We start from the raw sequence: 4,233 nt of genomic DNA, 5'->3' as shown, positions 1-4,233 counted from the left end.
TGCCCGCAGCTAGGCGGGATGGCGGGGCAGTGGCACGGCTGCCCGCAGCTATGCGGGAGGGAAAAGCAATGCCGGCGCAGCTCCCCAGCTGCGCCGGCATTTTGCCGTCCGCCGCACCCCCGTCCCCACGGGGTTTCATGGGTGGATGTCCCCGCCCGGACCGCTCTTCCGGGCCTGGGGGTCGCTTCTCAGCGCCCCAGCATCACACCCACGGACGACGCCTGTGTGGCCACTGTCTCCCACCCGTCGAAGACGAGGAGGAGCAGGACCGCCAGGGGCAGGGCCATGAGGGTCGCCACCACCGGGTGACGACGTCCCTGACGGCGCTGTTCCCGCGTGCGGACCAGCGTCCGCGGTGCCGTCTGGGCCATGGTCCCTCTCCTGACCGATTCCGTTGTCCTTGGCAGCGGCGGGCGTCTGACCTCGGGGGACGAGTGCTGCACCCGCCGCTTGACCTCAAATCTAGGCGTCCGGGGACCACCCGACGTCATGCCCTCGTACCGATTGCCGGGCCTCCCGGAGGATGAGCCGTTCCCCGCGGTGTACTCCCCTGGGTGGAGACCGGCCCGCCCGCGTCGGGGTCATCCCGGAGGGGACGTCCGCCGTCCGGTGACTTCGATCACGTGCGCGGCGCCCGGGTCGCGCCCTCGGCTCCGGCCGGGGGCCACGCCCCGCATGATCGTCCGGGCGGGGACCAATCCCCAGTGCATGCCCGGCGGTTGGATCACCGGCCCCGCCGGGCGCGCGGACCTCCGGGGGCCTGACCGACCTTCAACTCTCCCGCCCCGTACCGACAATCCCTCGGGCCGAGAGGGCGCGGCCTCTGCGCGCGGGCGGCCGTGGGTACGTAAGCTGTGGCACGTCACAGGGACCGGGCAGCGGGGATGAACATGGCGATGATGCGCCTGAGGCGCGAGGACCCGCGCGTCGTCGGCTCGTTCAGGCTTCACAGGCGGCTCGGCGCGGGTGGGATGGGCGTGGTCTACCTGGGCTCCGACAAGAAGGGGCAGCGGGTCGCGCTCAAGGTCATCCGGCCTGATCTGGCCGAGGACCAGGAGTTCCGGTCGCGGTTCGCCCGCGAGGTGTCGGCGGCCCGGCGGATCCGCGGTGGGTGCACCGCGCGGCTGGTAGCCGCGGACCTGGACGCGGACCGGCCCTGGTTCGCGACGCAGTACGTCCCCGGACCCTCGCTGCACGACAAGGTCGTCGACGAGGGGCCCCTCGGTGCGGCGGACGTCGCCGCCGTCGGGGCCGCCCTGTCCGAGGGACTGGTCGCCGTCCACGAGGCGGGGGTCGTGCACCGGGACCTGAAGCCGTCCAACATCCTGCTGTCCCCGAAGGGGCCGCGGATCATCGACTTCGGCATCGCCTGGGCAACGGGCGCCTCGACGCTCACGCACGTCGGCACGGCGGTCGGCTCGCCCGGCTTCCTCGCGCCGGAGCAGGTGCGGGGTGCGGCCGTCACGCCGGCCACGGACGTGTTCTCGCTGGGTGCCACGCTGGCGTACGCCTCGATGGGCGACTCGCCCTTCGGGCACGGCAGCTCCGAGGTGATGCTGTACCGCGTGGTGCACGAGGAGGCCCAGCTGCACGGCGTGCCGGACGCGCTGGCGCCGCTGGTGCGGGCGTGCCTGGCGAAGGACCCCGACGAGCGGCCCAGCACCCTTCAGCTGTCCCTGCGGCTCAAGGAGATCGCCGCCCGGGAGGCACAGGGGCTCGCCGACGTACGGCCGCCGGCGCCGCGTTCCGGGGAGGCGGACCGGCCCACGGGGCAGCTCGCCGACACCTATCCGGAGCAGGAGCGTGTCCAGCGGCGCCCGCAGGGGCAGCCGGGCGGTCAGGGCACTCCCTCGTCCCGGGGCGGCTCGGGTTCCCGGGGCGGTACGCCCGCGCGGGGCAGGAACTCCTCGTCGCGCGGTGGGGTGCCGTCGCGCGGTGGGTCGTCCGCACGGGGCGACAGCCCGTCCCGCGGCGGTGCCTCGCGCGGGGGCCGGGCGGGATCCCGGTCCGGGGCGCGGCCCACGCCCGCCTCCCGCGACACCGGGCGGGGCGGTGCCCGTTCCGGCAGCCGGCCCGGGTCGCGCGGTGGGTCCGGGCGTCCGGGGCCGAGGACCACGGGGACCCGGCTGCGTCCCGCGAATCCGCGGTTGCTGCGGCAGCGGCTGACCGTCTTCGTGGTGGTGACGCTGCTGGTCGCCCTCGGCATCGCCGCCGCGCAGGGCTGCCAGGGGCCGGCCCGGGGGCTCGGGGACGAGCGGGGCGGGGTGCGGGTCCAGCAGGAGCAGGTACGGGCCGATGTGCGCGCCGAGGGGCCGGGGCCCGAGGCGTCCGGGCTCTGACCTGGCGGGCCGCGGGGTGTCCCGGGGCGTCTCCCTCGCAGGTCAGGCGGGTCCCGGGCGGGTGACGTAGAAGACGACCGCCGAGGTGGCCGCCACGTTCAGGGAGTCGACGCCGGCGTCCATCGGGATGCGCACGTGCTCGTCGGCCGCTTCGAGCGCGCCGGGGGTGAGGCCGGTGCCTTCCGTGCCGAACAGCAGGGCGAGTTTCCCGAGTTTCCTCGCGGCGAGTTCGTCGAGGGTGACGGCCCGGTCGCTCAGGCAGAGCGCGGCGACCGTGAACCCCTCGGCGCGCAGCGTGCCGAGGTCCGCCGGCCAGGACTCCAGGCGGGTCCACGGCACCTGGAGGACGGCGCCCATCGAGACCTTCACGGACCGCCGGTAGAGCGGGTCGGCGCAGCGTGGGCTGAGGAGGACGGCGTCGATGCCGAGGGCGGCGGCGTTGCGGAAGGCGGCGCCGACGTTGGCGTGGTCGACGATGTCCTCGAAGACGGCGACGCGGCGGACCGTGCCCTCCCCCCGTCCGGGGGCGGGCGTGGCGCGCAACAGGTCGGACACCGCGGGCAGCGGTTCGCGCCGCATGGAGGCGAGGGCGCCGCGGTGGACGTGGTAGCCGGTGACCTGTTCGGCGAGCGCGGGGTCCACCACGTACACGGGGGCGGGGGTGGCGTCGATGACGTCGCGCATGACGTCGACCCACTTGGCCGACAGCAGCATCGACCGCATCGCGTAGCCGGCCTGGACGGCCCGCCGGATGACCTTCTCGCCCTCGGCGATGAACAGGCCCTCGGCGGGTTCGCGGCGGCGGCGCAGCTGGACGTCGGTCAGGTCGGTGTAGTCGTGCAGGCGGGGGTCGTCGGGGTCGTGGAGGGTGAGGGGGTCGGCCATGTCACGCGTTTCCCTGCGGTCCCTGCGGCCCCTGGTGGACGACGTCGCCGACGACGATGACCGCCGGGGGCTTGACCTCCTGGGCGACGACGGTCTCGGCGACCGTGGCGAGGGTGGCGTCGACCCGGCGCTGGGCGGCGGTCGTGCCCTCCTGGACCAGGGCGACCGGGGTGTCCGGGGAGCGGCCGTGCGAGACGAGGGTCTCGGCGATCTTGCCGATCTTGTCGACGCCCATGAGGATCACGAGCGTGCCGGTGAGCTTGGCGAGCGAGGGCCAGTCGACGAGGGACCGCTCGTCGTCGGGGGCCACGTGGCCGCTGACCACGGTGAACTCGTGGGCGACGCCCCGGTGGGTGACGGGGATGCCGGCCGCGCCGGGGACGGAGATGGAGCTGGAGATGCCGGGGACGACCGTGCACGGGATGCCCGCCTCGGCCAGTGCCTGGGCCTCCTCCATGCCCCGCCCGAAGACGAACGGGTCGCCGCCCTTGAGCCGTACGACCGACTTGCCCTGCTTGGCGTGCTCGACGAGGGCGTTGTTGATGGCCTCCTGGGCCATGAAGCGGCCGTAGGGGATCTTCGCCGCGTCGATGACCTCGACGTGCGGCGGCAGCTCGGCGAGCAGGTCGCGGGGGCCGAGCCGGTCGGCGATGACGACGTCGGCCTCGGCGAGCAGGCGCCGGCCGCGGACGGTGATCAGGTCCGGGTCGCCGGGGCCGCCGCCGACCAGGGCGACGCCGGGGGTGCGGGTGCGGTGGTGCGGGGCGACCAGGGTGCCGTCGCGCAGGCCCTCCACGACCGCGTCGCGGATGGCGGCGGTGTGGCGGGGGTCGCGGCCCCGGGCGTCGGTGGTGAGGACGGCGACCGTCACGCCCTCGCTGGTGCCGGTGGCCGGGGTCCAGGCGGTGGCCGCGTCGGCGTCGTCGGAGCGGACGCACCACACGCGGTGCCGTTCGGCCTCGGCGGAGGCCGCGGTGTTGGCGGCGGTGTCGCTGGTGGCGATCAGGGC

Annotated in this window: 4 protein-coding genes; 1 reads left to right on the top strand and 3 read right to left on the bottom strand. The window is 75.0% G+C overall.

Annotation, left to right across the window (positions count from 1 at the left end):
- Positions 1-188: 188 nt before the first annotated feature.
- On the bottom strand, positions 189-371 hold the full coding sequence (locus GTW67_RS17380) for a hypothetical protein (protein ID WP_161165735.1): 183 nt from the start codon (positions 369-371) through the stop codon (positions 189-191).
- A gap of 513 nt (positions 372-884) precedes the next feature.
- Between GTW67_RS17380 and GTW67_RS17375 the strand changes: the two genes are divergently transcribed.
- On the top strand, positions 885-2,339 hold the full coding sequence (locus GTW67_RS17375; RefSeq protein ID WP_161165734.1) for a serine/threonine-protein kinase: 1,455 nt from the start codon (positions 885-887) through the stop codon (positions 2,337-2,339).
- 42 nt (positions 2,340-2,381) lie between these two features.
- Here the strand turns inward: GTW67_RS17375 and GTW67_RS17370 are convergent, their stop codons facing one another.
- Positions 2,382-3,224 (bottom strand): TrmH family RNA methyltransferase, encoded by an 843-nt coding sequence (locus tag GTW67_RS17370; protein ID WP_161165733.1) that lies wholly within the window; start codon positions 3,222-3,224, stop codon positions 2,382-2,384.
- A 1-nt stretch (position 3,225) separates the two neighbouring features.
- On the bottom strand, positions 3,226-4,233 hold a 1,008-nt coding region (gene cobA / locus GTW67_RS17365; protein WP_161165732.1), incomplete at its 5' end, for a uroporphyrinogen-III C-methyltransferase.

It is taken from the genome of Streptomyces sp. SID5910 (assembly GCF_009862125.1).
Taxonomy (GTDB): domain Bacteria; phylum Actinomycetota; class Actinomycetes; order Streptomycetales; family Streptomycetaceae; genus Streptomyces.
The sequence above is the reverse complement of the archived record's forward strand: the minus strand, read 5'-3'. Positions and strand labels throughout refer to the sequence as shown.